Consider the following 2,611-nt stretch of genomic DNA (forward strand, 5'->3'; position numbering starts at 1 on the left):
CTGGTGAGATCAAGAACTTCACCGGCATCGACTCGCCCTATGAGGCACCGGAGAACCCCGAGGTTCACCTGCACACAGTCGGGCACGAACCGATCTCACTCGCAATTCAAATTGAAGAGTTCCTGAGCTCGAGTTTGGCCATTTCTGGCGGGTCTATAGGCTATCTGCGGGTCAGTCCGGATCGGCAAATCTCACCAGGCTCATGAGTGCGTCCATCACGGCGATGCGGTAGATCGCAGTGGCAAACCGGCGATCATTGGCAATCGCGTCGGCGTCGCCATGCACGCGCTCCAGCATGGTATCGAACACCTCCTCCATCATCTCCGCATCCACAGGCACAACAACCCCGCACGTCATCGCAAAAGCTTCCGGTGTGCTCAGTCGCATCGCGAGCGAGGTGCCAGGATGAGCCGTCTGCTCCAGATGCTCGTCAACCAGCCAAACCTCGTCCTGGCGCATGAGATCCAGCACCACCACGCCGGCCGTCTCATGCCGGCGCTCAATCCGCCAGACCGAGAAGCGGGCCCGCAGCAGGGCCTGCAACATCACGTCCTCATCCGAGCCGGGCGCCGCGGCAGCGTTGCGGACATAGCGGTCCATCCCGCGCGAGCGGCCCGGCGGCGCGGTGTAGAGGGCCAGGTCGTACGCCAACGTCACCTCGTCCAGGCTCTCGGCCACCAGCATCTTGCCGACCGTGAGGCCTAAGCGACGCGCCTGCTCCATCAGAGCCGAATCCGGCACAAAGCGGAGGGCCTCGTTGTGATGGTGGGTGCTGATCGCGCGCAGATGACGATAGCGCGTCAGGATCTCGGTCCGACCCATTTCGGCCATGGCGACCTCCCAGGCTCTTGAGCCTGATTGTGGGAGATCGTGGCCATGCCCGTCCAGCCCCCTGTTCCTGACCTCCTGTCCACCTGGCTGGTTCCGTTCCGGGCCTGCCTGACCGGGCCGACCTTCCGCCATGCCCTCGTGCTCGTCATGGGTGCCCTTCTCACCCCGGGGCGCCGCACCGTCACGGCCATGCTCACCGTTGTCGGCCTCGCCCGCACCGGCAGCTTCACGAACTATCACCGCGTGCTCAACCGCAACCAGTGGTCCAGCCGCGAGGTGGCGCGTCGCCTGCTCGGCCTGCTGGTGGCGAGCTTCGTGCCGGCCGGGCCCGTCATTATCGCGCTTGATGACACTCTCGAACGCCGCTGGGGCGCTCGGATCAAGGCTCGTGGCATCTACCGGGATCCGGTCCGCTCCTCCCATGGCCATTTCGTCAAAGCCTCGGGATTGCGCTGGCTGTCCGTCATGGTGCTCGTCCCGATCTCATGGGCCGGTCGCGTGTGGGCCTTGCCCTTCCTGACCGTGTTGGCGCCCTCCGAGCGCTTCTCGCGCGAGCATCGCCAGCGCCACAAGGCGCTCACGGACTGGGCCCGGCAAGCTCTTCTCCAAGTCGCCCGCTGGCTGCCAGACCGGCGCATTGTGGCGGTGGCCGATCAGAGTTTCGCGGCAATTGACCTGTTGAACGCGGTTCGGCATCGCCTGTGCATGATCACGCGCCTGCGTCTGGATGCGCGCCTGTTCACGCCGGCTCCGCGCCGTCGGCCCGGAACCCGAGGGCGCCCCCGCATTGTCGGGCAGCGTCTTCCGAGCCTGGCTGAACGCCTGGCCAATCCCAAAACGGCGTGGCGGCGTGTCTGGGTCGACGGTTGGTACGGCGGTGGCGGACGCCTGATCGAGTTCGTCTCCGGCACGGCGATCTGGCACCATCCCGGCAAGCACGTGCCGATCCGCTATGTTCTGGTGCGGGACGTGGCCGGCCTGCTCAAGCCTCAGGCATTTCTGTGCACGGACCTGCAGGCCGATCCTCTTCAGATCGTGCGCTGGTTTGTGCGGCGCTGGAGCACCGAGGTGACCTTTGCCGAGGCTCGCAGACACCTGGGGATGGAGACGCAACGCCAATGGTCGGATAAGGCGATCGCCCGCACGACACCAGCCCTGCTGGGGCTGTTCTCGCTGGTGAGCCTCTGGACCGATGATCCCGCCATTCGGCGCTTGGCTCGCCCGCGGTGTGCCGCTTGGTACGACAAGCGCACGATCACGTTCAGCGATGCTCTGGCGGCCGTCCGACGCTCGCTCTGGGCCGCCGCAGTTTCCAATGCGTCACGCCGGCCCGCCAACATGACAAAATCCCAAATCGATGTTCTGAAACGAATGACAGCGGCGCTCTGCTATCCAGCATAAATGGCCAAAGTCGAGCTGATACTCGATTGAACAATATTGACTGCCGCGGTCGGCGTGATGGGTCAGCCCCTCACCAGGTCTTCGGATCGCCAGAGCCTTGCGCAGAGCCTCGAGAGCCAGTTCCTTGTGCAGCCCGTCGCTGACCGCCCAGCCAACCACCCGTCGGGCAAACAGATCCAGGACCACGGCCAGGTAGAGCCAGCCCTCACCCGTCCAAACGTACGAAAGATACTGTCGGCGAATTCAGAGGGTTGGCGCCAACGCAGCAAAGCGGGTCACGCGCGTCTTGGTGCGCGGCCATCCGTCCAACCAGTGTACGACCCGCAAGACGTTCATCGCAGCCGCCGAACACACCTCCTGGAGGCCGGTCTTCAGGAGC

3 protein-coding genes and 1 pseudogene are annotated in these 2,611 nt (G+C 64.8%); 2 read left to right on the top strand and 2 right to left on the bottom strand.

The window, feature by feature from the left end; translation table 11 throughout:
- Positions 1-206: adenylyl-sulfate kinase (locus tag FS320_RS41545; protein WP_152718404.1), on the top strand; the 206-nt coding region annotated here is incomplete at its 5' end.
- Here FS320_RS41545 and FS320_RS41550 read toward each other — a convergent pair.
- Positions 172-831 (bottom strand): DUF7986 domain-containing protein, encoded by a 660-nt coding sequence (locus FS320_RS41550; protein ID WP_152718405.1) that lies wholly within the window; start codon positions 829-831, stop codon positions 172-174. The genes FS320_RS41545 and FS320_RS41550 overlap by 35 nt on opposite strands.
- A 45-nt stretch (positions 832-876) precedes the next feature.
- On the opposite strand from FS320_RS41550, the gene FS320_RS41555 reads away from it, so the two are divergent.
- Positions 877-2,232, top strand: coding sequence for an IS701 family transposase (locus FS320_RS41555; RefSeq protein WP_152718406.1), 1,356 nt, complete (start codon positions 877-879; stop codon positions 2,230-2,232).
- Between the two features lie 15 nt (positions 2,233-2,247).
- On the opposite strand, the pseudogene FS320_RS41560 reads toward FS320_RS41555, so the two are convergent.
- Positions 2,248-2,460 (bottom strand): annotated as a pseudogene (locus FS320_RS41560) (transposase); the annotation flags it as partial.
- Between the last annotated feature and the right edge of the window lie 151 nt (positions 2,461-2,611).

Origin of the sequence: Microvirga tunisiensis (assembly GCF_009296175.1) — a bacterium.
GTDB classification, from domain to species: domain Bacteria; phylum Pseudomonadota; class Alphaproteobacteria; order Rhizobiales; family Beijerinckiaceae; genus Microvirga; species Microvirga tunisiensis.

What these genes read in the sequence shown, in the direction of transcription:
- FS320_RS41550 (WP_152718405.1), bottom strand. Translation starts at nt 831, where the DNA reads ATGGCCGAAATGGGTCGGACCGAGATCCTGACGCGCTATCGTCATCTG.
- FS320_RS41555 (WP_152718406.1), top strand. Translation starts at nt 877, where the DNA reads ATGCCCGTCCAGCCCCCTGTTCCTGACCTCCTGTCCACCTGGCTGGTT.